Source organism: Facivitalis istanbulensis (genome assembly GCF_040560405.1).
Lineage (GTDB): Bacteria > Pseudomonadota > Alphaproteobacteria > Sphingomonadales > Sphingomonadaceae > Sphingomonas > Sphingomonas istanbulensis.
Genome location: NZ_JAVSCQ010000001.1, coordinates 252,669 through 277,569 on the forward strand (window position 1 = coordinate 252,669; position 24,901 = coordinate 277,569).

Annotated in this window: 29 protein-coding genes; 15 read left to right on the forward strand and 14 right to left on the reverse strand. The window is 66.7% G+C overall.

Annotated elements, in window-relative coordinates:
* Positions 1-109: 109 nt before the first annotated feature.
* Positions 110-844, reverse strand: a complete 735-nt coding sequence (locus RN629_RS01330; RefSeq protein WP_407033461.1) for a cold-shock protein — start codon at positions 842-844, stop codon at positions 110-112.
* 299 nt (positions 845-1,143) lie between these two features.
* Here RN629_RS01330 and RN629_RS01335 point away from each other — a divergent pair, with 299 nt between their 5' ends.
* From RN629_RS01335 to RN629_RS01365, 7 genes are all read left to right on the forward strand, one after another.
* Positions 1,144-1,764, forward strand: a complete 621-nt coding sequence (locus tag RN629_RS01335) for a ribonuclease D (protein ID WP_407033462.1) — start codon at positions 1,144-1,146, stop codon at positions 1,762-1,764.
* A 39-nt stretch (positions 1,765-1,803) separates the two neighbouring features.
* Positions 1,804-2,442: an LPS export ABC transporter periplasmic protein LptC gene (lptC, locus tag RN629_RS01340; protein WP_407033463.1), complete on the forward strand. Its 639-nt coding sequence runs from the start codon at positions 1,804-1,806 to the stop codon at positions 2,440-2,442.
* A gap of 6 nt (positions 2,443-2,448) precedes the next feature.
* The gene (locus RN629_RS01345) at positions 2,449-2,991 is read left to right on the forward strand and encodes an LptA/OstA family protein (protein ID WP_407033464.1); all 543 of its coding nucleotides are present in this window, start codon (positions 2,449-2,451) and stop codon (positions 2,989-2,991) included.
* A 117-nt stretch (positions 2,992-3,108) separates the two neighbouring features.
* Complete coding sequence (gene lptB, locus RN629_RS01350) at positions 3,109-3,897, forward strand: LPS export ABC transporter ATP-binding protein (protein WP_407033465.1); 789 nt, start codon at positions 3,109-3,111, stop codon at positions 3,895-3,897.
* 90 nt (positions 3,898-3,987) lie between these two features.
* Positions 3,988-5,472 (forward strand): RNA polymerase factor sigma-54, encoded by a 1,485-nt coding sequence (gene rpoN, locus RN629_RS01355; RefSeq protein ID WP_407033466.1) that lies wholly within the window; start codon positions 3,988-3,990, stop codon positions 5,470-5,472.
* 98 nt (positions 5,473-5,570) lie between these two features.
* Positions 5,571-5,918 carry a hypothetical protein gene (locus tag RN629_RS01360; protein WP_407033467.1) on the forward strand — a complete coding sequence of 116 codons (348 nt, stop codon included), beginning with the start codon at positions 5,571-5,573 and terminating at the stop codon, positions 5,916-5,918.
* Positions 5,919-6,552: 634 nt separating this feature from the next.
* On the forward strand, positions 6,553-7,041 hold the full coding sequence (locus tag RN629_RS01365; protein ID WP_407033468.1) for a MucR family transcriptional regulator: 489 nt from the start codon (positions 6,553-6,555) through the stop codon (positions 7,039-7,041).
* Positions 7,042-7,193: 152 nt separating this feature from the next.
* On the opposite strand, the gene RN629_RS01370 is transcribed toward RN629_RS01365, so the two are convergent.
* From RN629_RS01370 to RN629_RS01430, 13 genes are all read right to left on the reverse strand, one after another.
* Complete coding sequence (locus RN629_RS01370) at positions 7,194-8,090, reverse strand: flagellar motor protein MotB (RefSeq protein ID WP_407033469.1); 897 nt, start codon at positions 8,088-8,090, stop codon at positions 7,194-7,196.
* Positions 8,091-8,093: 3 nt separating this feature from the next.
* A complete protein-coding gene (gene motA, locus RN629_RS01375) occupies positions 8,094-8,957 on the reverse strand; it encodes a flagellar motor stator protein MotA (RefSeq protein WP_407033470.1) in 864 nt (287 codons plus the stop codon).
* Between the two features lie 154 nt (positions 8,958-9,111).
* Entirely contained in the window at positions 9,112-10,005 is an 894-nt protein-coding gene (gene flgL / locus RN629_RS01380) for a flagellar hook-associated protein FlgL (protein ID WP_407033494.1), read from the reverse strand.
* Positions 10,006-10,010: 5 nt separating this feature from the next.
* The gene (gene flgK, locus RN629_RS01385; RefSeq protein WP_407033471.1) at positions 10,011-11,354 is read right to left on the reverse strand and encodes a flagellar hook-associated protein FlgK; all 1,344 of its coding nucleotides are present in this window, start codon (positions 11,352-11,354) and stop codon (positions 10,011-10,013) included.
* Between the two features lie 14 nt (positions 11,355-11,368).
* On the reverse strand, positions 11,369-11,689 hold the full coding sequence (locus tag RN629_RS01390) for a rod-binding protein (RefSeq protein WP_407033472.1): 321 nt from the start codon (positions 11,687-11,689) through the stop codon (positions 11,369-11,371).
* Positions 11,686-12,783, reverse strand: coding sequence for a flagellar basal body P-ring protein FlgI (locus tag RN629_RS01395; protein ID WP_407033473.1), 1,098 nt, complete (start codon positions 12,781-12,783; stop codon positions 11,686-11,688). Before RN629_RS01395 ends, RN629_RS01390 begins: the two co-directional genes overlap by 4 nt.
* 12 nt (positions 12,784-12,795) lie before the next feature.
* Positions 12,796-13,455 carry a flagellar basal body L-ring protein FlgH gene (locus tag RN629_RS01400; protein ID WP_407033495.1) on the reverse strand — a complete coding sequence of 220 codons (660 nt, stop codon included), beginning with the start codon at positions 13,453-13,455 and terminating at the stop codon, positions 12,796-12,798.
* 74 nt (positions 13,456-13,529) lie between these two features.
* Positions 13,530-14,318: a flagellar basal-body rod protein FlgG gene (flgG, locus tag RN629_RS01405; RefSeq protein WP_407033474.1), complete on the reverse strand. Its 789-nt coding sequence runs from the start codon at positions 14,316-14,318 to the stop codon at positions 13,530-13,532.
* 13 nt (positions 14,319-14,331) lie between these two features.
* Positions 14,332-15,087: a flagellar basal body rod protein FlgF gene (locus RN629_RS01410; RefSeq protein WP_407033475.1), complete on the reverse strand. Its 756-nt coding sequence runs from the start codon at positions 15,085-15,087 to the stop codon at positions 14,332-14,334.
* A gap of 30 nt (positions 15,088-15,117) precedes the next feature.
* Positions 15,118-16,407, reverse strand: a complete 1,290-nt coding sequence (locus RN629_RS01415) for a flagellar hook protein FlgE (protein WP_407033476.1) — start codon at positions 16,405-16,407, stop codon at positions 15,118-15,120.
* 28 nt (positions 16,408-16,435) lie between these two features.
* Entirely contained in the window at positions 16,436-17,131 is a 696-nt protein-coding gene (locus RN629_RS01420) for a flagellar hook assembly protein FlgD (RefSeq protein WP_407033477.1), read from the reverse strand.
* A gap of 2 nt (positions 17,132-17,133) precedes the next feature.
* Positions 17,134-17,544, reverse strand: coding sequence for a flagellar basal body rod protein FlgC (gene flgC / locus RN629_RS01425; RefSeq protein WP_407033478.1), 411 nt, complete (start codon positions 17,542-17,544; stop codon positions 17,134-17,136).
* A 3-nt stretch (positions 17,545-17,547) separates the two neighbouring features.
* Positions 17,548-17,895 (reverse strand): flagellar basal body rod protein FlgB, encoded by a 348-nt coding sequence (locus tag RN629_RS01430; protein WP_407033479.1) that lies wholly within the window; start codon positions 17,893-17,895, stop codon positions 17,548-17,550.
* Positions 17,896-18,164: 269 nt separating this feature from the next.
* Here RN629_RS01430 and RN629_RS01435 point away from each other — a divergent pair, with 269 nt between their 5' ends.
* The 8 genes from RN629_RS01435 to fliA all read left to right on the forward strand — a co-directional run bounded on the left by RN629_RS01435 (position 18,165) and on the right by fliA (position 24,655).
* A complete protein-coding gene (locus RN629_RS01435) occupies positions 18,165-18,896 on the forward strand; it encodes a motility protein A (protein ID WP_407033480.1) in 732 nt (243 codons plus the stop codon).
* On the forward strand, positions 18,893-19,447 hold the full coding sequence (locus RN629_RS01440) for a flagellar motor protein MotB (RefSeq protein ID WP_407033481.1): 555 nt from the start codon (positions 18,893-18,895) through the stop codon (positions 19,445-19,447). Before RN629_RS01435 ends, RN629_RS01440 begins: the two co-directional genes overlap by 4 nt.
* Entirely contained in the window at positions 19,444-19,941 is a 498-nt protein-coding gene (locus RN629_RS01445) for a flagella basal body P-ring formation protein FlgA (RefSeq protein WP_407033482.1), read from the forward strand. The genes RN629_RS01440 and RN629_RS01445 overlap by 4 nt, the downstream gene beginning before the upstream one ends.
* Positions 19,942-20,068: 127 nt before the next feature.
* Positions 20,069-20,329 (forward strand): flagellar biosynthesis anti-sigma factor FlgM, encoded by a 261-nt coding sequence (gene flgM / locus RN629_RS01450; RefSeq protein ID WP_407033483.1) that lies wholly within the window; start codon positions 20,069-20,071, stop codon positions 20,327-20,329.
* Positions 20,326-20,637 carry a flagellar protein FlgN gene (locus tag RN629_RS01455; RefSeq protein WP_407033484.1) on the forward strand — a complete coding sequence of 104 codons (312 nt, stop codon included), beginning with the start codon at positions 20,326-20,328 and terminating at the stop codon, positions 20,635-20,637. The genes flgM and RN629_RS01455 overlap by 4 nt, the downstream gene beginning before the upstream one ends.
* 265 nt (positions 20,638-20,902) lie before the next feature.
* Positions 20,903-21,763 carry a lytic transglycosylase domain-containing protein gene (locus tag RN629_RS01460; RefSeq protein ID WP_407033485.1) on the forward strand — a complete coding sequence of 287 codons (861 nt, stop codon included), beginning with the start codon at positions 20,903-20,905 and terminating at the stop codon, positions 21,761-21,763.
* Positions 21,764-21,767: 4 nt separating this feature from the next.
* The gene (flhA, locus tag RN629_RS01465; protein ID WP_407033486.1) at positions 21,768-23,849 is read left to right on the forward strand and encodes a flagellar biosynthesis protein FlhA; all 2,082 of its coding nucleotides are present in this window, start codon (positions 21,768-21,770) and stop codon (positions 23,847-23,849) included.
* Positions 23,846-24,655, forward strand: coding sequence for an RNA polymerase sigma factor FliA (fliA, locus tag RN629_RS01470; RefSeq protein ID WP_407033487.1), 810 nt, complete (start codon positions 23,846-23,848; stop codon positions 24,653-24,655). Before flhA ends, fliA begins: the two co-directional genes overlap by 4 nt.
* Positions 24,656-24,901 lie beyond the last annotated feature (246 nt).

Consider the following 24,901-nt stretch of genomic DNA (forward strand, 5'->3'; position numbering starts at 1 on the left):
GCAAGCGTCCGGCAAAGCGACGGTGCACCGAAAACGAAAAGGCCCGGCGTCACATCGCTGCGACGCCGGGCCCTGTCGCCCGAAAAGGGAATGGCTCAGGCCGTCAGGCTCAGCCTTCGTTCTGAAGGTTGACGGCGGCATATTTGCCGCGACGATCGACCTCGATCTCGAAGGACAGGCGATCGCCTTCGTTCAGCGAACCCATGCCGGCACGCTCAACGGCCGAGATGTGCACGAACGCGTCGGGCTGGCCGTCGTCGCGCTGAATGAAGCCGAAGCCCTTCATCGCGTTGAAGAACTTGACCGTGCCGGTCGCCTTCTCACCGGTCAGCTGGCGCTGCGGCGCGGCACCGAAGCCACCGGCCGCACCACCACGCGGACCACGATCGCGGTCGCCGCCGAAGCCGCCTTCGCGCGGCTCGCGGGGAGCGCGTTCCTGGACGGGGAGCGGTTCGCCCTCGATCTTCAATTCGGTGGCCGAGATGCGGCCGCCACGATCGACCAGGGTGAAGCCGAGCGGCTGACCCTCGGCCAGACCGGTCAGGCCCGCCTGCTCGACGGCCGAAATGTGAACGAACACGTCCTCGCCGCCGTCATCGCGCACAACGAAGCCGAAGCCCTTCTGCGCGTTGAAGAACTTGACGACGCCCGTGCCCTCGCCAACGACCTGGGGGGGCATGCCGCCGCCACGGCCGCCGCCGAAACCACCACCACCGCCGCCGCCGCCACCGAAGCGATCACCACCGCCGAAGCTGCCGCCGCCGAAATCATCGCTGCCGAAATTGTCCCGCTTGTCGCGGCCACGCGAGCCGCGATTGCCCCGGCTACCTCTGTCGAAACCCATAAGCCCTGTTCGTCTTCCCGGTTCGCCCGCAAATGCTGTCATCAAAAACCATACGCCGGACGAATAGCGCGGGTCTTCAGGCGCCAAACCTATTGCGCCTAGTTCCGATGCATAACGCAGAAGACGATCCATCGCGAACGAAATCGTGCGACGCCCGCGTCGCTTTACCGCGAACCATGCCGATTGCGTCCGAAATGTGGCCAAAACTCCACAACATCCCGGCAGAAACCTTCGTCCCGACGCACTTCCCCGCTCCGATCGCGGTTGAGGCTTCGCCCCTCGACCGCTAGGGCATAGGGATGACCGTTCATCTGCATGAAGAAGATATCCCCGCCGATCTGTTCGCAGCCGGTGCCGCCATCGCCGTCGATACCGAGACGATGGGCCTCATCACCCCGCGCGACCGGCTGTGCGTGGTCCAGCTGTCCGATGGCGGCCCCGACGAGCATCTGGTGCGCTTCGCGCCGGACAGCGACTATGCCGCGCCCAATCTGCGCGCGCTGCTGGCCGATCCGGCGCGGCTGAAGCTCTATCATTTCGGGCGGTTCGACATTGCCGCGATTCGCCATTATCTGGGCGTGGTTGCCGCCCCGGTCTATTGCACCAAGATCGCCTCGCGGCTGATCCGGACCTATACCGACCGCCATGGCCTGAAGGAGCTGGTGCGCGAGTTGCTGGGCGTCGAATTGTCCAAGGCGCAGCAATCCTCCGACTGGGGCGCCCCCGAACTGTCCGACGCGCAGCGCGAATATGCCGCCTCGGACGTCCGCTATCTGCACCGGATGAAGGTCGAGCTGGACAGGCGGCTGGTCCGCGAGGGGCGGATGGAACTGGCACAGGCCTGTTTCGATTTCCTCCCCGCCCGCGCCGAGCTGGACCTTGCCGGCTGGCCCGAGATCGACATCTTCGCCCACGCCTGATTCGCCGCCGCCCCGTCGCTCCCCTGTAAGGAAGCCGCCATGTCCGACATCGCCGACCGCGCCCGCACCCAGCGGCAGATCTGGGCCGCGCCGGGCAGCCGTCACGACCGATTCGTGGCGGTGGCGCGCTGGATGCTGCCCAGCGCGATCGGCGCGCTGACCGCCTTTCTGGTGATGGCGCCGATCTACACCTCGAACGAGGTGTCGTTCGTCCTCGACAAGAAGAAGGTCGAGGTCGCGCAGGAGCGGCTGAAGATCCAGGCGGCGCAATATCGCGGCGTCGACGACAAGGGACAGCCTTTTTCGCTCGACGCCGGTTCCGCGATCCAGCGCAGTTCGGCCGAGCCGGTGGTCCAGCTCAACCAGCTTGCGGCACGTGTCCAGCTCTCGGACGGCCCCGCCTGGGTCAAGGCCGATTCGGGGCGCTACGACATGCGCACCGAACAGGTGATGCTCAACGGCCCGCTCGATTTCCAGGCGGCGGGCGGCTATGATCTCCAGACGCATGATGCGACCATCGACCTCCAGCAGCGGACGCTCGTATCGGGCGGCGCGGTCACCGGCCGCGTGCGGCAGGGGACGTTCCAGGCGGATCGGCTCCGTGCCAATCTGGAAAACCGGACGGTGACGCTCGACGGCAACGCACGCTTGCGCATCGTGCCGCAAAGCACGAAATAACGGGCCATGCACAAGCTCTCCGCCGTGATGGCCCCTGCCCTTATCGCCCTCGCGGCCGTCGCCCCGGCCCAGACTCGGCACAACACGAACGCGCCGATCGATTTCGGCGCGGATCATATCGAGTTGCAGGACAAGGCGAATCGCGCAGTGCTGTCGGGCAATGTCTCGGTGCGGCAGGCCGAGATGACGCTCAACGCCGCGCGGATGACGGTGGCCTATACGGGGCAGGTGATCGGCGGCGATCCGCAGGTATCGCGGCTGGACGCGTCGGGCGGAGTGCTGGTCAAGCGGCCGGGCCAGACCGCGCGGAGCCAATATGCCATCTACGACATCAACCGCCGGGTCATCACGATGCTGGGCCGCGTCACCCTGACACAGGGCGGCAATACGGTCAGCGGCGGCCGACTGACCCTCAACCTGGATACCGGCCGCGCGGTCATCGACGGATCGGGCGTGCCCGGCGGGGCGAGCGCCGGCACCGGCACGACGACGACCCGCGCACCGTCGGGTCGCGTCACCGGCACCTTCTCGGTTCCGCAGCGCAACTGATCGGGCGGAGCCACCGCTAAGGGCGCGACCTTTGCGGTCGCCGCCCGGCACGCTAAGCTCCCCTCCCGAACGACAAGACCCTCCTGACAGAGACGAGACAGGGCGAGAGATAGGGCGATGGACATGGAAACCCCGACCCGCGACGCGAGCGATCGCACCAGTCCCGTGGCGGAGCCCCCCGTCGCCCATGGGCTTCAGGTCGTGTCGATCGCCAAAAGCTATGACAAGCGGGTCGTGCTGACCGACGTGTCGGTGTCGGTCGGGCGCGGCGAGGTGATCGGCCTGCTCGGCCCCAATGGCGCGGGCAAGACCACCTGCTTCTATTCGGTCATGGGGCTGGTGAAGCCCGATTCGGGCCGCATCATGCTGGACGGCGAGGATATCACCGGCCTGCCCATGTATCGCCGCGCGATCCTGGGCCTGGGCTATCTGCCGCAGGAAACATCGATCTTTCGCGGGCTGTCGATCGAGAAGAATATCTCCACCGTCCTCGAACTGGCCGAACCCGACCCCGCCGAGCGCAAGCGCAAGCTCGACCGGCTGCTGGAGGAGTTCGGGCTGACCCGCCTGCGCGCCGCCCCCGCCATGGCGCTGTCGGGCGGCGAGCGTCGCCGCGCCGAGATTGCGCGCGCGCTGGCCGCCGATCCGTCGATCATGCTGCTCGACGAACCCTTCGCGGGCATCGATCCGATCTCGATCGCCGATATCCGCGATCTGGTGAAGGACCTGAAGCGCCGCGACATCGGCGTCCTTATCACCGACCATAATGTCCGCGAGACGCTGGACATCGTCGACCGCGCCTACATCATCTATGACGGGCGCGTGTTGTTCACCGGATCGCCGGAGGAACTGGTCGCCGACGCCAATGTCCGCCGCCTCTATCTGGGCGAGGGCTTTTCGCTCTGATCCGATGACGGCCTCGCCCCGCTCCACCCTGTCTCGTTCCGCCGCTTGCGTCAGGCCGCGGGCGCGCGGGGCCGAACGGACGCGCGCGCCATGAGCCTGGCCCCGCGGCTGGACGTTCGCCAGAGCCAGTCGCTGGTGATGACGCCGCAGTTGCAGCAGGCGATCAAGCTGCTGGCGCTGTCCAATCTGGAGATCGAGGCGTTCATCGCCGATGAGGTGGAGAAGAACCCCCTGCTCGACGCGCAGGGGATTCGCGAGGTCGCCACCCCCGAACGCGCCGAGCGCGAGGGTCCGGCCGGCGCGGACGAACTGGTGCTGGGCACCGCCCCGGCGGAGGATCGCGGGCTCGACCTGGATTACGCCACCGAGAGCCATCAGCAGGACAGCATCGCCGATGGCGGTGCCGGGCCCGATGGCGGCCTGTCGCTGAACGGCGGAGCGGCGGGCGGCGGGTTGGGCGGCGAGGACGGCCCCGACTGGAACGCCCTGCCCGACGATGCGCCCAATCTCGCCGAGCATCTGACCGCACAGGCGACGCTGGCGCTGTCGGGCGTGCGGCTGACCATCGCCGTGCATATCATCGACCAGCTCGACGACGCGGGCTATCTGACCGTTCCGGTACGCGACATCGCCGAGCGGCTGGGCGTGACGGTGGAGGCGGCCGAATCGGTGCTGGCGGTGGTGCAGGGCTTCGACCCTACCGGCGTCGGTGCGCGCGACCTGGCCGAATGCCTGGCGATTCAGGCGCGTGAGGTTGATCGCTATGATCCCTGCATGGCCCGCCTGATCGCCAATCTCGACCTGCTGGCGCGCGGCGATCTGGCGCGGCTCAAGCGGCTGTGCGGGGTCGATGACGAGGATATGGCGGACATGATCCGCGAACTGCGCAGCTATGATCCCAAGCCCGGCTGTCGCTATGGCGGCGAACCGTCTCAGGCGGTGGTGCCGGACCTGTTCGTCACGCGGACCAAGGCGGGCTGGGGCATCGAGCTGAACAGCGCCACCCTGCCCCGCGTGCTGGTCAATCGCCGCTATTATCAGGAGCTCCGCCACGGCCCGCAGGACAAGGGATCCAAGGCATGGCTGGCCGATTGCCTGGCCAGCGCCAACTGGCTGATGAAGGCGCTCGACCAACGGCAACGGACGATCATCCGGGTCGCGACCGAGATCGTGAAGCAGCAGGAGGCGTTCTTCCTGCACGGCGTCGCGCACCTCAAGCCGCTGACGCTGGCGCGGGTTGCCGAGGCGATCGGGATGCACGAATCGACGGTCAGCCGCGTGACCAGCAACAAGTATCTGAGCTGCGCGCGCGGGCTGTTCGAACTCAAATATTTCTTCACCAGCGGAATAGCCGCGGCCGATGGCGGGGATGCGGTGTCGGCCGAAGCGGTGAAAAGCGCGATCCGGACGCTGATCGCGGGCGAAGGCGCCCGGATCCTGTCCGACGACACGCTGGTCGACCTGCTTCAGGCCAAGGGCTTCGACATCGCCCGGCGGACGGTCGCCAAGTATCGCGAGTCGATGGGCATTGGCAGCTCGGTCCAGCGCCGTCGCGCCCGCACATTGGGTGGCTGACCCCACCAGCCGCCCTATCCGATCGACCGATACACCGCGACCTTGTCCCGGCCTCGACGTGTATTATATCATCGACACACTGTGAACGGAGTGGTCGGATGGGCAAGAAGAAGCAGAAAGGCAAGCAGAAGAAAGAAAAGCAGCAGGCCGCCGAGACGCCATCGCCGCTCCACCGTGCAGGACAGATCCTGCTCGACCAGGCGCGCGGCCCCGTCGGCCGACAATTGCTGGCCACGGGCCTGATGGTCGCGGCCACCGCGCTCGCGCGCGAGATCGGACGCGCCCCGGCCTCTTCATCCACCGAACCAGGGAGCGACGCTGAGCCACAACCCGCACAGCCCGCCCCCGCTGCCCCGGAACGATCCGAAGCGACCGCCCTTGCCGGACTGGCCCTCGCAGCGCTGGACCAGTTCATCCAGCATAAGACGGCTCCCGACAAAGGCTGAATCCCGCGCGCCATGCCGCGATCGGCCTCCGGCCAGCTATAATATCGATGGTCAGGGAATTTGGGGGGAGCAATGCCGATCGCTCAACCCCCGACGTCGACGCGCCTGGCCGGTTTCCCGGCGGCCTCCACTCCTGCATTTTATATCATTGACGCGTCGCGATGGGGAGCAGCCTAGGCGCAACCACCCTCCAAGCAAAGCCAAAAAAAAGGCTGGTCCGAAGACCAGCCGTGAAAGTTTTTAGGAGAGGATGCCTGAAAGGCCCGGCTCCTTTGGCCCAGCGTCACGATTAACACAAATGCATCCTAATCAATTTTTGTTGCAAAATCTGCAATCATCGATGCGCCAACACCGCCGCCATACGGGCACCCTGACCATATCCCATTCATAAATATGAATTTTATGATTTTTCTGAACTTTACGCACGGACGGCAAGCTTTGCCATCCCCATCTCAAAATATGGCGGAGTCCGGATGGCGTTTGGCACCTGTGCCACACCGGTCGCCTGCCTTTTTTTTGGAACCTGATCAAGATCAGCGAAATCAGCGACCTCATTATTCCATGCTACCACTTCAAATGGTTGACGTGGCTAGATGTTTGTTTAGTTGCGGCCGAGAATAACAAGGAGCGTATCATGGCCGACGACCCTATCGATGTGAATGCCGTAGAATTGGCGACCGAACTGACCATTGCGTGGCTGGGAAATCCCAATACCCGCACGTCGTCGGAGGAGGTTCCCGCTTTCCTGCACAAGATGCACGAGACCGTGTCTTCGCTGCTGGGTAGCGCGCCGCAGGCGACCGATGCCGAAACCCCGACGGAATATGTTCCGGCCGTGTCGGTTCGCAAGTCGCTGGCGTCGAAGGATCACATCATCTCGATGATCGACGGCAAGCCGTACAAGACGCTCCGCCGCCACCTGGCGACCCACGGCCTGACGCCGGAGGAATATCGCGAGCGTTATGGCCTGAAGTCCGATTATCCGATGGTCGCCGAGACCTATTCGGAAAGCCGTCGCGCGATGGCGAAGAAGATCGGCCTCGGTCGCAAGCCGGGCCCGCGCAACGGCACGACCGCCGCGCGCAAGCCGCGCAAGGGTGCCGAGGGCGCGACCGAGGAATAATCCTCTCGCCACCTCGCGCGATCCAGGCGCCGCACCGCCCGTCGGGGGTTCCTGTCTTCTCCCAGGACAGGAAAATCCCCGGCGGGCTTTCTTTATGATGCGGGCGGGACGGGACGAACGGCTGCTGCGAAGACCGGCCACGGCCCCCGCCATTACCGGCCGAATGCGCCCTTGCGATAGAGCAGGGTGATCGCCACGCGGCGGTTGCGCGGGTCGGCGGGGTTTCCGGCGATCATCGGCTCGCGATCGGCGACGCCCTCGATCCGTTCGAACCGCGCCTCCGCCAGCCCCCCCGCCGCCAGGCGCCGCCGGGTCGCCTCGGCACGGCTCGATGACAACATCCAGTTGTTCATCGCGCGCGGATCGCCATAGGGCACCGCATCGGTATGCCCGCGGATCATGATCGTATTGGGCAGACCCGCGATCGACTTGGCGATGGTGCCGATCAGTGCCGATGCTTCGGGCTCCAGCGTCGTCGTGCCACTGGCGAACATCGAATAATTGGCGTTGTCGACCAGGTCGATGCGCAGCCCTTCATCGGTTGGGATGAATCGCACCTGCTGGGCCAGCTTCTTGAGCGACGGCGTGCTTTCCATCTTGCTGAGCAGTTCGCGCTTCAGCATGGCAAAGCTGCGCTGGTCGCGTGCGAGCGCATCGGGATTGCGCAGCGAACCCTTGTCGCCGGTGCCGGGCTTCTCGCCGCCCTGCCCATTGACGCGCGGGACCACCGTCTGGACGATCGCGGTGCTGCTGTTGCGGCTGGAGATGCCATTCGCGCTCGATCCGCCGTTCGGCGTACCGCCCCCCACCCCCATCGACCGGGTGTCGAGCAGGGTCGGGGCGAAATAGTCGGCAATGCCCTTGCGCTGCTTTTCGGTGGTCGCGCCCAGCAGCCACAACAGCAGGAAGAACGCCATCATCGCCGTCACGAAATCGGCATAGGCGACCTTCCACGCACCGCCATGATGCCCGCCATGCCCTTCGGCGACGATCTTCTTGACGATGATGATCTTGGGCGGTTCATTCTTGCCATGCGGTGCGCGCGCCATGGCTTAACGGCCCCGCAGACCGTCGAACACCTCGGCGAAGCCGGGCTGGTCCTTGTGGGCGATGCCCGAGCGGGCGGCTTCGATCACCAGCGGCTGCGGATGGCCGTGGAGCGAGGCGATGATGATCTGCTTGACCACATGATAGATGGCGGCATCCGCATCGATCACCTGTTGCAGGCGGTTCGCGAACGGATTGACGATGCCATAGGCGAGCAACACGCCCATGAAGGTCCCGACCAGCGCCGAGCCGATCATCGCGCCGAGCACGCTTGGCGGCTTGTCGATCGACCCCATGGTCTTCACGATGCCCAGCACCGCCGCGACGATGCCCAGCGCGGGCAGCGAATCGGCCAGGCTCTGGAGCGTCCCGTGCGGCCCTTCGACCTCGTGATGATGGGTCTTGATGGCGTTATCCATCACCTCCTCGACCGCATGGACGTCGAGCGTGCCCGACGACACGACGATCAGGCGCAGCGTGTCGGCGATCAGGTTGACCAGCGTATGGTCGGCGACGAGTCGCGGATATTCGGCGAAGACCGAGGAGGACTTCGGGTCCTCGACATGCGGCTCCAGCGCGATCGGCCCTTCGGTGCGCAACATCTTCATCAGCTTGGAGACGAGGAAGATGACGTCGAGATAGTCCTGCTTCTTGTATTTCGGCCCCTTGAAGATCTTGCCCATCGCGCCGCCCAGCGCCTTCAACTCCTTACCGGAATTGCCGATGATGAGCGCGCCCACGGCGGCACCGCCGATGATGAGCATTTCATGGGGGATCGCCTCGAACACGGGGCCCAACGCGCCGCCGGTAATGGCGAAGCCGCCAAAGACCATGCCGAGCAGGATGACGAGACCGATGGCAGGAAACATGGTAAACCGATTCTCCAGAAGACCGGCATGGCGGCCGTTCCATCCCCCGGGCTTAGCGTCACCCCGTCAACATAGGGTTACCGGGGTCCGTATATCGGGCCCGTTTGCCGGCAGGGTCGCGGGCAGGGTCGTGGGCGGCGCGGCGCCCCGCGCATCACTTCAGATAATCGAACAGCGAAAGGCCCGACAGCTTGGTGAAGCTGGCCTGGGTCGCCTGCAACACGGTCATCGTCTGCTGCAACTGGATGATGGCGGTGGAAGCATCGACATCCTGGATCGCGGAGCGCAACGTGGCGCGGTCGGTGCCCGCCTGCTGCTGCAGGTTCGTCTGCAGGTCGACCCGCGCCTCGCGGGCGCCGATCGACGCCTGCACCGCCGCGACATTGTCATTGGCGGCCGACAATTTGGTCATCGCGTCCTTGATCGTCCCGGAGACATCGCTCGACCCCGACTTCAAAGCGGTGATGAGCGTATTCAACACATTGAACGTGTCGCTGTCGCCCGCCTTGAACACCCGGTCGGCGCCGACCGTCACTTCCATGGTCTGGCCATCCGCGATGGGAATCGCCGACACATTGGCCGCGCTATAGGTGTAGGTGCCGTTCGCCTGGGTCACCGCATCCGCGCCCGACGCCGCCCCGAACAGCGACTGGCCGCGCGCGTCCTTGGAATTGGCGAGTCCCAGCATCGTGTCGCGGATCGCCGCCAGTTGATCGCCGATGCTCGACCGGTTCGCGGCGTTCAGCGTACCGTTCGCCGCCTGGGTCGCCAGTTCCAGCGCCTTTTGCACCTGGGTGCCGATCTGAGTCAGGGTCGTATCCGCCTGTTGCAGCAGCGACCCCGCCAGCGTCAGATTGGTCTTGTAGACCGCATCATCCGCGTCGCGCCGGTCGAATTCGGCGATCTGCGCGGCGGCGGCGGCATCGTCGGACGGATTCTGAATCTTCTTGCCGGTCGAAATCTGGGCCTGAAGCGCATTGGCCTTGCCGGTCAGCGACGCCATCCGCCGTGCCGCACTGTCATAGAAGGCATTGGTGGAAATCTGCATCGCCGTCACCGGATCTCGAGGATGGACTGGAAGGTCTCACGCGCCGCCTGAATGACGCGGCTGGACGCCGAATAGGCCTGTTGAAAGCGCATCAGCGTCACCGCTTCCGCATCGAGCGTGACGCCCGACGCCGCCGAAAGCGAGGACTTGGCACCATCCACGATCGCGCTCTGCGCATCGGCGATGGTCTGGCGCTGCTTGAGCGCGGTCGCGTTGTCGGTGACGATCTGGGTCAACCGCGACTCGAACCGCACCGAGCCGCGCGCGGACTCCAGCGCGGCCAGATTGTCGGCGTTGCGCGATCCCTGGCCGTTGGTCGCCGCCGCGATCTTCGCCCCATCGGTCATCACCAGGCTGACCTGCGCGGTGCCCGATGCGATCGAGAACATGGCGGTGCCCTGCGTCCCGTTCAGATCCTGACCGCCGCTTTGCAGTCCGTTGACGGTATCGACGAAATCCTTGGCCACCTGGTTGAAGGCGGCGCGCGTCGTGGAAATCCGTTCCGCGCCGTCGAGCATGCCGGCCAGCGCCCCGCCGCTGGGGGTGAAGTCGCTGACCTCGCCGTTCAACGCGACGTTGAAACCGACGCTGCCGTCGCTGCGCCGGGTGAACGTGACCGAGCCGACCATGTCGGTCGAGGCCAGCACCGGCCCCGCCCGATCGCCCAGCCGCACCGTCGCACGGCCGAGCTGGTCCGTCGTCGTCGTGATATCCGACAGCGAACTCATCTGCGCCAGGATCTGGTCGCGCTGGTCCGCCAACTGCGCCGCCGCGGCGGTGCCCGGCTGGGTCCGGCCCAGCCCGTCATTGACGCGGACGAGCGAGACGGCGAGCGAGGACAGGTTCTGCGCCGCCTGTCGGGCCTGGCCGTCGAAATCAGACTGGATCTGATCGAACGCGGCATCCGTCGCGGTAAAGGCGGTGGAGGTCGAACGCGCGGTTTCCAGCAGCGTGGCGCGCACTGCCGTCGAGGTCGGCTCCGCCGCCAGCGTGCGCGCGGTGGTAAAGAAGCTGGTCAGTCGCGACGACACCTGATCCCCGGTCATCGCGCTTTCGATCCGGCTCAGCCAGGTCGCCCCCGTCTGGGTCCGCGACAGATCGGCGGTGGCGGAGCGCACGGCGGCCGAAGCATAGGTATCGGTGGCGCGTGCGATGCCCAGCACCGACACGCCCGACCCGGCCGACACCTTGTTCGCCGCCAGCCCGGCGGCCGGCACCACCTCGCGCAGGCTGACCGTCCGTCGCGAATAGCCGTCCGTCGCGACGTTGGCGATATTCTCACCAACCGCCGTCAGCGCGGTCTGATATGCGCGGACGCCCGAAGCGCCAATGGAGAGCAGGTCGCTCATGGCGCCGGACTACATCAACCCTGGTTAATATTGGGTTGCGATTTTGCGAGGAAATCCGTCACCGCCTTGCCGATCCCCATCGGGGCATGGGCCGCCATGCTTTGCGCCACCTGCTGGTCCTGCATGTCGCGAAACGTGTCGAGCGCCTTCGAGTCGAACAGTGTTTCGCCCAGCTTGGTCTGGCGCATGGCCTTGAGCATCATGCCGGTGAAGATCGCCTCGAACTGGGTGCCCGCCTTGTCCAGATTGGCGCCGTTGGACAGGCGGCGGGTGTCGGTCGACACCGTGCCCGTGATGGCCGCCGCGGCGGGCGTGGATGCGATGGACCCGGTCATAGCACGATCAGTTCCGCCTTGAGCGCGCCCGCTTCCTTGAGCGCTTCCAGAATGGCGACCAGGTCGGACGGGGCCGCGCCGATCGCGTTCACCGCCTTGACCACATCGGCGAGCCGGGGACCGGGGCTGAGCAGGAACATCGGGCGACGCTCCTCCTCCACCGAGACGCCCGACTTGGGCGTGACGACGGTCTGGCCGCCGCTGAACGGCGCGGGCTGGCTGACCCGCTGATTCTCGTCGATCTTCACGGTCAGCTTGCCGTGCGTGACCGCCGCCGCGCCGACCCGCACCGCCGAGTTGATGACGACCGTGCCGGTGCGGGCGTTGACGATGACCTTGGCCGACGGCTCGGCCGAGGCGACGTCGAGATTCTCGATCTCGGACATCAGCATCGCGCGGACATCGGCACCCATCGGCGCGCGGACCGCGACCGACACAGCGTCCATCGCCTGGGCCGTCCCCATGCCCAGCCGGCCATTGATCGCCTGCGCGACATTCTGCGCGGTGGTGAAATCGGCGCGGGCCAGGTTGAAGGTCAGCGTGGGCGCGGTGTCGAAGCCGGTGGCGACGGCGCGTTCGACCGTCGCCCCTTCGGGAATGCGGCCGGTGGAGGGCACGTTGACGACGATCTTCGACCCGTCCGCGCCTTCCGCGCCCAGTCCGCCGACCGCCAGATTGCCCTGCGCCATCGCATAGATCTGGCCATCGGCCCCCTGAAGCGGGGTGAGGATCAGGCTGCCGCCGCGAAGCGACTTGGCCTTGCCCATCGAGGCGACGGTGATGTCAAGCTTCTGGCCGGGCTTGGCGAAGGGCGGCAAGTCGGCCGTGACCAACACCACCGCGGCATTCTTCAAGCCCTGGCTGGCACCCGGCGGCATCTGCAACCCGAAGCGCGAGACGACGGCCTTCAGCGACTGGACGGTATAGTCCAGATTGTCGTCACCCGTGCCGGGCAGGCCCACGACCACGCCATAGCCGGTCAGCTGGTTGGTACGGATACCCTGGAACCCGCCCAGATCCTTGATGCGATCGGCACAGGCCGGGGTCGCGACGAAGAGCGCGGCGAGCAGGGTGAGGAGGAAGCGGTGGATCATCGCGAAGCGGCCTCAGAACGGGCTGACGGCTTGGAAGAACCGGCTCAGCCAGCCCTGGCGGCTGGCGCGGGCGACATCGCCCTTGCCGGTATAGGCGATCTGCGCATCGGCGACGCGCGTGGACAGCACCCGATTGTCGATGCCGATATCGGCGGAGCGGACCAGCCCCTTGATCTGGATGAACTCGTCACCCCGATTGAGAGTCACGCGCTTCTGCCCCTGGACCAGCATCGTGCCGTTGGGGAAGACCTGCGCGACGGTCACGCTGATCTCGCCCGACAGCGAGTTGGACTGGTCGGCCGCACCCGCGCCGTTGAAGTTGCGGCTGCCGCCCATGCCGATATCGGTCGACTTCAGCAGCGAGCCGAGCGGCCCCGTGGTCGGCGGGTTAAGGCCGAGATCGCCCTTGGAGCCCAGCTTCGACGTCGCCGACTTGGATGCCGCCGTCCGTTCGACCAGCACGATGGTCAGCGGATCGCCGACCCGGCGCGCGCGCCAGCCTTCGTAAAGCGCGGCATAGCCGTCCGACGCCTGGAAGATCGCGCCGGTTGGCTGCGCGGCGGGTGGCATTGGCATAGCCGGCGGGCGCACGGTGGAGAAATCCTCCGCCGGCGCCTTCCGGCCGAACAGGCTGGCCTGCGCGGGCGCGGGGGCCAGCGCGGCGACGACCATGACGCCCGCCGCCGCCGACAGCGTCAGCTCGATCCAATAGTCGAAGCGAGGAAGGGTGATCCGCATCGTCACGCTCACAGATTCTGGTTGGCGTATTGGAGCATCTCGTCGGTCGACTTGATCATCTTCGAGTTGACCTCATAGGCGCGCTGCGTCTCGATCATGTCGACCAGTTCCTCGACGACATTGACGTTCGAGCCTTCGAGCATGCCCTGCCGGATCTGGCCGCGCCCCTCGAGCCCCGCGACGCCCATGTTCACCGCGCCCGAGGCGGCGGTTTCGGTCAGGTAATTGTCGCCCTTGGACTGAAGGCCCGCCGGATTGGGGAAGGTCGCGACCTGGATCTGGCCGATCTCGGACGGGGCGGTCTGTCCCTGGACCGTCGCCGACACCGTGCCGTCGGTGCCGATCGTGATCTGCGTCGCGCCATCGGGCACCGTGATGCCGGGCATCACCTGATAACCTTCCGAGGTGACCAGCAGTCCCTCGGCCGACCGCGAGAAATTGCCCGCGCGGGTATAGCCCAGCGTGCCGCCCGGCATCTGCACCTGGAAGAAGCCCTCGCCGTCCAGCGCCATGTCCAGGCTGTTGTTGGTGGTCTGCATCGCACCTTGCGTGTTGATCCGCGCGGTGCCCTGGATGCGGACGCCGGTACCCAGGTTCAGGCCGGTCGCATATTTGCTCTCGGTCGAGCTGGCCGCGCCCGGCGCGGTGATCGTCTGATAGGCCAGCGTCTCGAACGCGGCGCGATCGCGCTTGAACCCGGTCGTGTTGACGTTGGCCAGGTTGTTCGAGATGACCCGCATGCGCATGTCCTGGGCGTCGAGCCCGGTGCGCGCGATGTGCATGGCGGCGGAAGACATGGTTCCTTGATCCTCAGCTCGGCAGCCGCATCAGCGATGCGCTGTTCTCGTCCATCGACTTGGCCTCTTTCATGAGGTTGGCCTGCACCTCGTAGCTGCGCTGATTCTCGATCATGTCGACCAGCGTCTGGGTCATGTTGACGTTCGACCCTTCGAGCGCGCCCGACTGGACGGTGGCGTCCATGTCCTGCGGCAACGCCCCGCCGCCCTTGACGCGCAGCAGATTGTCCAGCCCCTTCACCGTCTGCGAGACGCGGGTATCGGCCAGCTTCATGCGGTCGATCACCTGCGCCTGCGTGTCCGGCCCCGCGCCCAGCGGGATGATCGACACGGTGCCGTCGGGCGATACGGTCAGCGAGTTGTAGGGCGGCACGGTGATCGGCCCGTTCTGGCCGATCACCGGATAGCCGTCGCCGGTCTGGAGCACGCCCGATGCGGTGACCTCCAGGTCGCCGCGCCGCGTATAGGCCTCCGACCCGTCCGGCGCCTGCACCGCCAGCCACGCGCTGGACGTCGCGACCGCCACGTCCAGCGGGTTGCCGGTATGCTGTACCGTGCCCGGTGCGCGGTCGGCGTCGGTCACTTCCTCGGCGGTGGGCATCCGCGCCTCGAACGCCGCGCCGCCGCCCTTCAGGTCGATGCGGTCGAACACGACGCGGTCGGCGCGAAAACCGATGGTCGACGCATTGGCCATATTGTTGGCGATCGCCGACTGCGCCGCCATGTGCGCCCGCAATCCGGTCGCCGCCGTATAGACCAGCTTGTCCATCGCTGCCCCCTGCTACCTCGCCCCGCGCGCTTAGCTGCGGATGTTGAAGATGGTCTGCGAGATCTGGCTCGACGTATCGAGCGCCTTGGCATTCGCCTGGAAATTGCGCTGCGCGGCGATCAGATTGACCAGTTCCTCGGTGATGTCGACGTTCGACCCCTCGATGGTGCTGGACCGGATCGCGCCATAGGCCCCCTGATTGGCGGTGCCGAACTTGGCCGCGCCCGACTTGCCGGTCGCTTCCCAATAGCTGTTCCCCTCCTGGCGCAGGCCGGGCATGTTGACGAAGGTCGCCACCGCCACCTTGCCCAGATTGGCCGTCTCGCCATTGGAGAAGGAGGCCGTGATCAGGCCGTCCTCGCCCACCGCCACGCCCGACAACAGGCCGACCGCCTTGCCGTCCTGGGTGCGCGACGCGACCGAGAAGATCGACCCCGACTGCGACGATCCGGTATAGTCGAGGCTCAGCGGCTGCGACACGATCGAGGTACGCGGCGTATAGTCGTCGAATTTGATCGCCGCGGTCGGCTGGGTCATGTTGCCGCCCGAATCGAAGGTCAGCTCGACCGGCGACTTGGAACCGCCGACCGTCATCTGCTGGTCGCCGACAAAGCTGTAGACCTGCCAGGTGCTGCTGCCGTCGGACGGCTTGATCGCATTGCCGCTGGAATCGACCGGCAGCGGCTTGCGCACATAATAATTGGTCAGCGTCATGGCGTTGCCCGACGCGTCATAGATCTTGGTCTGGGTCGTGTTGTTGTAGGTGCTCATGTTGGTGCGGTCGAAGGTCCCGGTCGGCGCCACGGCGGTGCTCGACAGGTTGACGTCCAGCGTCACCTTCTTGGTGGCGACCGGCGTACCGCTGGTCGCGGGCAGTTGCAGGCTGGTCAGGCCATCATTGCCGGACGAAGTGACATTGCCGTCTCCATCGACCGGAAAGACCTGCAGCTTGTTGCCCTGCGCGTCGGTGACGTAATTGTTGGTGTCGACCTGGAACGAGCCGTTGCGGGTATAGTTGAGCGTGCCGGTGCTGCCCCCCGACTGCACCGTGAAGAAGCCGTCGCCCGAAATGGCGAGGTCCAGCGCGCTGGAGGTGCTGGTGTAATTGCCCTCCTTGAAATTCTGCCGGTTGGCCTTGACCACCGTACCGGAACCGACCTGCTTGAACGGATCGGTCGCGAAGTTCGCCGCCATCACATCGGCGAATTCCGCACGGCTCTTCTTGAAGCCGTTGGTGCCGACATTGGCGAGGTTGTGCGAGATGACCGACATGTCGGTCTGCGAGGCCTTGAGGCCGCTCAGCGAAGTGTAGAAGGACATGGGCTATCTTCCTGGTGCGAAAGGGGGATCAGCCGACCGAGCGGACGGCGGACAACTGGACCTGGCCGAGTCCGGCGACGGTCAGGACGGGATTGCCGGAACTGGGCATCGACACCGACTGGACCGGCGCCCAGACGAGCGAGCGGCTGGTGACCGCGGTGTTACCGTTGTTGGCGGAGACCGAGATGGTGAACGGGCCCGAACCGGCTTCGCTGCCATTGTCCAGCTTGCCGTCCCAGTCATAGCTGGCGGTGCCCGCCTTCTGCGCGCCCAGCGACAGCGTCTTCAGCACCCCGCCCTTCGAGTCGGCGATGGTGACCTGCACGTCGGACGCCGCGTCATCGAGTTCGACCTGCCCCGCCAGGCCGCCGCTGGTGCGGCCATAGGCGACCGATCCCGCGGTCAGAACGGTCTTGCCGACATAGTTCAGCGCATCGGCGGGCTTGGTCGCGTTCAGCTTGGTCGCGATCGACGACAGGGTGGTGTTCATCTCGGAGATGCCCGCCACGCTGGAGAATTGCGCCATCTGGGCGACCATCTGGGTGTTGTCCATCGGCGCGAACGGATCCTGGTTCTTCAACTGCGCAGTCAGCAGTTGCAGGAACGAGGACTGATCGAGCGTGGTCTTCTTGGCGCCGGTCGTCGCGGCGGCCGAACTGCCGCTACCGGCGCGCTTGATGCCCAGACTGTCGAGCGTCGAGCTGATGGAAGAAGTCGTCGTCATGATCAGCGACCCAGCTTGAGGGTGTCGAGGATCAGCGACTTGGCCGTCTGCATCACCTCGACATTGTTCTGATAGGTGCGCGCCGTCTCCATCATGTCGACCAGCTCGCGGGTTTCGTCGACCGCCGCCTCGAAGACGTTGCCGTCCTTGTCGGCCAGCGGGTTGTTGGGGTCGTGGCGCTTGGTGGGGGCTTCGCCCGCCGTCACGATCTTCTCGACATCGACGGTGGACAAGCCGGTCGCGGCGTCGAAGCTGGTGCGGAACACCGGCTTCATCGTCTTGTACGCGGTCTCGGCCGACCCCGCGATGCCACCCGCATTGGCCAGGTTGGACGCGGTCGTGTTCATCCGCACCAGCTGCGCCGACATGGCGCGCCCGGCGACCTGGAAGATGGAAAGCGGGGAGTTCGCCATCGCTTATTCGCCCTTCAGCGCGCGGGTGATGGTGGAGATGCGTCCGTTCAGGAACGACAGCGTCGTCTGATATTGGACGGCATTCTCGGCGAAGGCGGTCTGCTCCTCGGCCAGTTCGACCGTGTTGCCGTCGAGCGAGGTCTGGAGCGGGATGCGGTATTTCGTCGCCTTGGCGATGCCCTGGTCCTGCTGCCCGCCCTCGACGGCGGCGAGCGCCGCCTTGAAATCAATGTCGCGCGCCTTGAAGCCGGGAGTGGAGGCGTTGGCGATGTTGGACGCCAGCACGCCCATGCGCTGCCCCCGGACTTCCAGAGCCGCACCGTGCACGCCGAAGAGCGTTTCCATGGCCATCGATCAACCTCCTTTCCCACGCGCAAACGTCACGCCACCGAGGTTTCGCAATCATCGTGCCAATTGCGCGCCTTGGAGGGGAAGCAGGGCGGCAGGCCGGGGCTGCAGCCTGAATCCGGCAAGCCCTTGCCGGCGCTTGCCGCCTCGCTTGCCGGTCGGCGGCAACGGGTGGCAGCGCCCCTCAGCGCGGCGGCACCCTCATCCGGTTCGGCGCGCGCCGTGGAATCCCGCCCTATCGAAACTGGCCCGGTCCTTGCGTAGGGGCGGGCATGACCGCTCTGCCCCCCCTTGCTCAATTCCTCGACCCGGCCGCGCTGGCGATCGTGTTGGGTGGCACCCTGCTCGCAACGCTGTTGCGCACGCCCTGGCGGGATGCGCGGCGCGCGGTCGCGGCATTGACCGTGCTGGTCCGCAAGCCGTTTTCGGCCGACCCGCTGATCGAACAGATCGGCCATCTCTCCCGCATCGCGCGCCGCCACGGCGTGCTGACGCTCGATCGTTCGGTCGTCACCGATCCCGATCTGGCCGAGGCGATCGCCGCGATCGTCGATGGCGAGGGGCCCGAGGCGGTGGTCGCCCGGACCATATTGGCCCGCGCCGGTCGGGTCGAGCGCCATCTGGCGGTCGCCGATATCTGGGCGGGCGCCGCCGAGGTCGCCCCCGCCATGGGAATGGTGGGGACGCTGATCGGCCTGGCGACCATGTTCGCAACGATGAACGATCCGCAGCGGATCGGCGGCGCGATGGCGATCGCGCTGCTCGCCACGCTGTACGGCGCGCTGTTCGCCAATCTGATCGCGCAACCGATCGCGATGCGCCTGCGCCGCGCGGCGCGGATCGAAGCCTTTGAACGCACCCGGATGGACGCGCCGCTGGCCGCGCTCGCCGCGCGCGAAGCCCCCCGCCGCTCGGCCGGCGTGACGCTGGGCGGCGGTACCGGAAGCGGCATGAACGGCGGCACGCCCCATAAGCCCGGGCCCAGCCTGGCGAGCGTCGCATGACCCGTTTCGAATTTCCCGATACGCCGCCCTCCCGCCCGATCTGGCTGGTGACGCTGGCCGACCTGGCGCTGCTGCTCGTCGGCTTTCTGGTGCTGGTCCAGGCGATCGGCACCGATCGCCGCCCCGCGCTGATGACCGGGTTGCGCGCGCAATTCGGTGCAGGGACGCCGGCCGCCGTGCCGCCGCCCGCGCCGATGCCCAGCCCCCCGTCCCCCGCCATGCCGGTGGCGAGCGCTGCGCTGAGCTTCGCACCGGGTTCGGCCGTGCCCAACGAAACCGATGACGCGCTGGCGGCCTGGGCGCGCCAGGCGCTGGCGGACCCCCGCGTCCGCCTGTCGATCGTCGGCATGACCGATGGCAGCCCGGGCGATGTCGATCCCGTCAGCCGCAGCGCGGTGGTGCTGGCCGCCGACCGCGCGCGCGCCGCCGCCGCGCGGATCGGCCCCGCCGCCACCGATCGCCTGATCCTGTCCACCGCCGCCGGGCCGGGACCGCGCACCGCCATGGTGACGCTCGTCTTTGCCGGCGATTCCGTCCGGAGTGTCCGATGATCCTTGCTCTCCTGCTGGCCGGCGCGGCCGGGTTTCAGAATATCGCCTCGCTCGATGCCGCGGTGACCGCCTTTACCGGGCGGCCGATCGGGGTGGAGGGCGGCGCACGGGCGCCGGTCGATGCCCGGCTGAAGCTGGCGCAATGCCCCACCGTCTCCCTGTCCTGGCGGACCGAATCGCATGACGCGGTGGTCATCACCTGCACCGGCCCGCAATGGCGGATCTTCGTGCCCGTGCTGTCCGCGCCCCGCCCCGCGCCCGAACCGCGCGCCGCCGCCGCCGTGATCGCCAAGGCCGAACCCGTGATCCGGCGCGGCGACCCGATCGTGATCGAGGCGGGCGCGGAGGGCTTTTCGATCACGCGCGAGGGCGTCGCCATGGCCGATGCCGCGCCGGGCGTGCATTTCCCCGTCCGCGTCGACAATGCGCGCCAGCCGATCCAGGCGGTCGCGCTGGCCAGTGGGCGCGCCACCCTGCCCGGCTGGGCCGAATAGGCGAACGGAATGCGCGGAAAATCGCAAATTCTTCCTAAAGGATTTCTTGCACCGGCCGTTACTCCCCATGTCAGCGAAACCAGTGGGTGCGGGCATGGTGAATGGAACAAGGCTGAATGCCGGGGAAATGGCGGTCACACGGGTCACGGGCGTCACGCGCCCTGCCGCCGTCGCAACCGCCAGCCAGGCCGCCACCACCCCCGCCCGGCCGGAGGGCGATCTCCGCGATGTCAGCAACCTGGCCCGGACGCTGGCCGCCCAGCCGCCGGTCAACCAGGACCGGATCGCCGAGATCAAAAAGGCGATCGCCGATGGCAATTTCCCGATTCTGCCGGCGACCATCGCCGACCAGATGATCGCGCTGAAGCTGAACTGGAACGGTAAATGACGCGGCGTGACGCACTGATCCGGGTCATCGAGGCCCTTCATCGCGAGATTGCGGCGCTCAAGAGCAACGACGTCGCCGCGCTGGAACGCGCGACCACCGAGAAGCTGAGCGCGATCGAGGAGGTCGCCGCGCTGGGCACCGGCCCCGCCGGCACCGAGTTGCGCGAGCTGGCGGACGAGGCCAATCGCCTGAACGAAACCTGCCGCATCTATGTCAACCTGATGGCCGCCAATGTCCGGCGCAAGCTCCAGACGCTGACCGGCGATTCGGGCGCAGGCTATCGCCCGATGATGCGCGCCTACGCCTGATTGCCGCCCCGCGCGGATTTGCCGGAAACTTGCCGGAATCAGGGCGGCAAGCGGTTGCCGCTTTGCCGGAGATACGGTGTCCGACCGGCAAGGCAGGGCGGACGGAATGATGAAATCCAGGGCCCAGAAACGTGTCAAGGCACGGTTTTCCGGGCCTTTTTGATTCGGAAGCCGTCTGGCGCCCACCTTGCCGCCGGCCGACATCGCAAGAATTGGCACGCCCCTTGCTGAGAGAGGCTCCGAACAGGGGCTTCAATCAGGCAGCATGACCGTCCAACCCGTCTCTCAATCCAGGATCCAGTCGGCGATCGCGCTGGCCTCGAGCCGCACGGGAGTCGATTTCGGCTATCTGCTGGGCCAGGCCAAGCTCGAATCCGGGCTGAACGCCAATGCGCGTGCGGGCACCTCCTCGGCCTCCGGGCTGTACCAGTTCGTCGAGCAGAGCTGGCTCGCCGTGGTCAAGAAGCACGGTGCCGAACACGGAATGGGCTGGGCCGCCGATGCCATCGGCCAGTCGGGTGGACGCTATTATGTCACCAGCGGCGCGCGCGCGGCGGTGATGGGCCTGCGCAACGATCCCACCGCCGCCTCGCTGATGGCGGCCGAGCATGCCTCGGACAACAAGGCCGCGCTGGAATCGACTTTGGGCCGCGAAACCAACGGCACCGACCTCTATATGGCCCATTTCCTGGGTCTGGGCGGCGCGACCAAATTCCTGGGCACCATGGCCCGCAATCCACAGACGAGCGGGGCTAGCCTGTTCCCCGCCGCTGCCCGCGCCAACCGCTCGGTCTTCTATACCAGCGGCGGGCAACCGCGTTCGCTGGCCGATATCTATGACCGGTTCAGCACCAAGCTGGCGGGCAGCCAGGTCGACAGCGACGCGACGCGCTCCGCCAATCTGCAATTCGCGGCACAGGCCTTCGCGCTGCAGGGCATGAACGGCGACGCCACCGTGGTGACCGGCAACAATGAAAGCGCGGCCGACGCCATGGCCTGGGCAACCAGCACGATGAACCAGCTCGGCCTGCGCAGCCAGGGCCGGAATGGCGGCGATAGCGTGCTGCGGCCCAGGCCCGATCATGCGCGGCTGGCCTATATGATGCTCGCGAGCATGGGCGGCTGACGGCATGGGCAAGATTTTCTCCAGCGGCCGCACCATGGCCCTGCCCGCGGCGATCCTGCTGCTGGTCCTGGTCATGGTCGTGCCGATCCCACCGGCGCTGCTCGACATCTTCTTCGTCGCCAATATCGCGATCAGCCTCGCGGTGCTGATGGTGGCGCTGAACGCCGAGAAACCGCTCGACTTCTCGGCCTTCCCGACCGTCCTCCTCTTCGCCACGCTGTTCCGGCTGGGCCTCAACGTCGCCTCGACCCGCATCGTGCTGGTCCATGGCCATGAGGGCGAGAGCGCGGCGGGCCATGTCATCGAGGCGTTCGGCACCTTCCTGATCGGCGGCGACTATGTCGTCGGCCTCTTCGTCTTCGCGATCCTGATGATCATCAACCTGATCGTCGTGACCAAGGGCGCAGGCCGCGTGTCGGAAGTGTCGGCGCGCTTCACCCTGGACGCCCTGCCCGGCAAGCAGATGGCGATCGACGCCGATCTGAACGCCGGCCTCATCACCCCCGAACAGGCCAAGGCGCGCCGCGTCGAGGTGGCGACCGAGGCCGATTTCTACGGCTCGATGGACGGTTCGTCCAAGTTCGTGAAGGGCGACGCGGTCGCCGCGATGCTGATCCTGGCGGCCAACATCATCGGCGGCCTGATCCTGGGTCCGGTCAGCCATGGCATGGGCATCGCCGACGCCGCCAAGACCTATATCCTGCTCGCGATCGGCGACGCGCTGGTCGCGCAGTTGCCCAGCCTGATGCTCTCGATCGCCGCCGCCGCCATCGTCACCCGCGTGTCGTCGGACAAGGATCTGGCCGGCCAGATCGGATCGCAGTTCGGCGCGTCCAAGACCTGGATTCCGGTCGCGGTCATCCTGGGCCTGCTCGGCGTGCTGCCCGGCATGCCGCATCTGGTGCTGCTGCCCGCCGCCGCCATCGCCGGCTTCACCGCGTGGAAGCTGCGCCAGATCGAGAAGCGCCCGGTCGTCGCACCCCCCGCTCCCGCCGCCGAGCCGGTCGATCCCTCGCGCATCGGCTGGGACGAGGTGATCGACGGGATGCAGGTGCATATCGACATCGGTTACGGCCTGGTGCCGCTGGTCGACGAACGGCGCGGTGCGCCGCTGATGGCACGCATCACCGGCGTCCGCCGCCAGTTGTCGAAGGAACTGGGCTTCGTCGTGCCGCAGGCGCGGGTTCGCGACGACATCAATCTGGGCCCGTTCAACTATCGCATCATCATCAACGGCGTCGTCGCCGCTGAGGACCAGGTGTCGCCCGACGAGATGCTGGCGCTCGACACCGGCCAGGCGTTCGGCACGCTGGCGGGCAAGCCCGTCAAGGACCCGACCTTCGGCCTGCCGGCGACCTGGATCCTGAAGGGCGACGCCGATGCCGCCACCGGCATGGGCTATCTGGTGGTCGATCCGGGCACCGTGATGGCGACCCATCTGAACCATGTGCTGGGCTCCAACGCCGCCGAGCTGCTCGGCCCGGACGAGGTCCAGGCGCTGCTCGACGGGCTGAAGGAACGCGCGAGCCAGCTCGCCGCCTCGCTCAGCCCCAACCCCCTGCCGCTCACCACCCTGACCCAGGTTCTCAAGGGCCTTCTTTCGGAGAATATCACCTTGAAGGAGTTTCGCCGTATCGCCAGCGCGATCGCCGTGGCGGCTCAGAAGACGCTCGACGCCGAGGAAATCGTCGAGTCGATCCGGCCGCAGCTGGGCGCGCTCATCATCCAGAAGCTGTGCGGGATGCGCGAACCGCTGCGCGTCATGACGCTGGACGGCCAGCTCGAAGGGCTGCTGGCGCAGGCCATGCGCGCCGACACCGCGCGCCGACACGTGATCGAACCCGATCTGGGCCAGCGCATCGTCGAGGCGCTGACCCAGGCCGCGCAGCCGCTGCTCGCCGAGGGCAAGGCCTTTGCGCTGGTGGTGCAGCCCGGCGTGCGGATCGCGATGCGCAAGCTGCTGCGCAACTGCATGCCCGACACGCCGGTCCTGTCATTCTTCGAGGTGCCCGAGGACAAGGCCGTCGAAGTCGTCGCCGTCATCGGCGCGCCGCAGGCCGCGCACCAGCCGGCGCTGGCCGCATGAGCGCGCATCCCCTGAGCGGCGCGTTCCTGGGTGCGCAGGCCATCGACCCGACGATGTTCGATCCGGCGCTCGCCAACCCCACGGTCGCCGACCAGCCGATCACCTATCGCCCCGCGATGCGCCGTCCCGGCCTTGAGGCGGATGCGGTGATCCGCCAGCACCTGCCGCTGGTCCGCCGGATCGCGTGGCATGTGCATGGGTCCATGTCGAGCCTGATCGAGGTCGAGGATCTGGTCCAGGTCGGGCTGGTCGCGCTGGTCGAGGCGGCCGCCTCGTTCGAGGAGCGCGGCGTCGAGTTCGGCCATTACCTCAAGTCGCGGCTGCGCGGCGCGATGATCGACGAGTTGCGCCGCCAGGCGACGACGACGCGCGGCGCGATGCGCCGTCGCCGGCAATATAGCGAGGCGGTGGCCGCCCTGTCGCAGTCGGCCCGACATGCCCCGACCGACGAGGCGGTGGCGGAAAAGCTGGGCATCTCGGTCGAACGGCTGCGCGCCGACTACAAGACGGCCGAAGCGGTGCGGATGGAGGCGATCGACGATGTCTATTCGGACGACCTGCCCTGGTTCGCCGACGACACCCCCGACGCGTTCGACCAACTGGCCGAAAGCGACCTGCGCGACGCCCTGATCGCCGCGATCGCCGCCCTGCCCGAACGCGAGGCGCTGGTGATCCAGCTTTATTATGTCGAGGAACTCAATCTGGAGGAAATCGGCCAGGTGCTGGGCGTCGGCGCGGCGCGCGTCTGCCAGATCAAGAGCACGGCCCACGCCCGCCTGAAAAAGGCGCTTGCCAGCGAGCGTTGAAGAAGCGGATTCAACTGCTTCTCGGACGGCCTGACGGAAGGGGACTTCCGAGAAAGCTCAGCACGCCACCTCCACCATGCGACGCATAGCCTTCCTCCCCTTCGCAAGGGAAGGAAGGCCTATCACTACTTTGGCAGAAGTATGATTTTTGGGATTCCCAGTGAGGGAGATGCATGATTCATAGGGCGCCAGCTTTGATGGAGGCTGGCGATGGAAGAGGATTGGCAACGCGATCTGGAGTGCTGG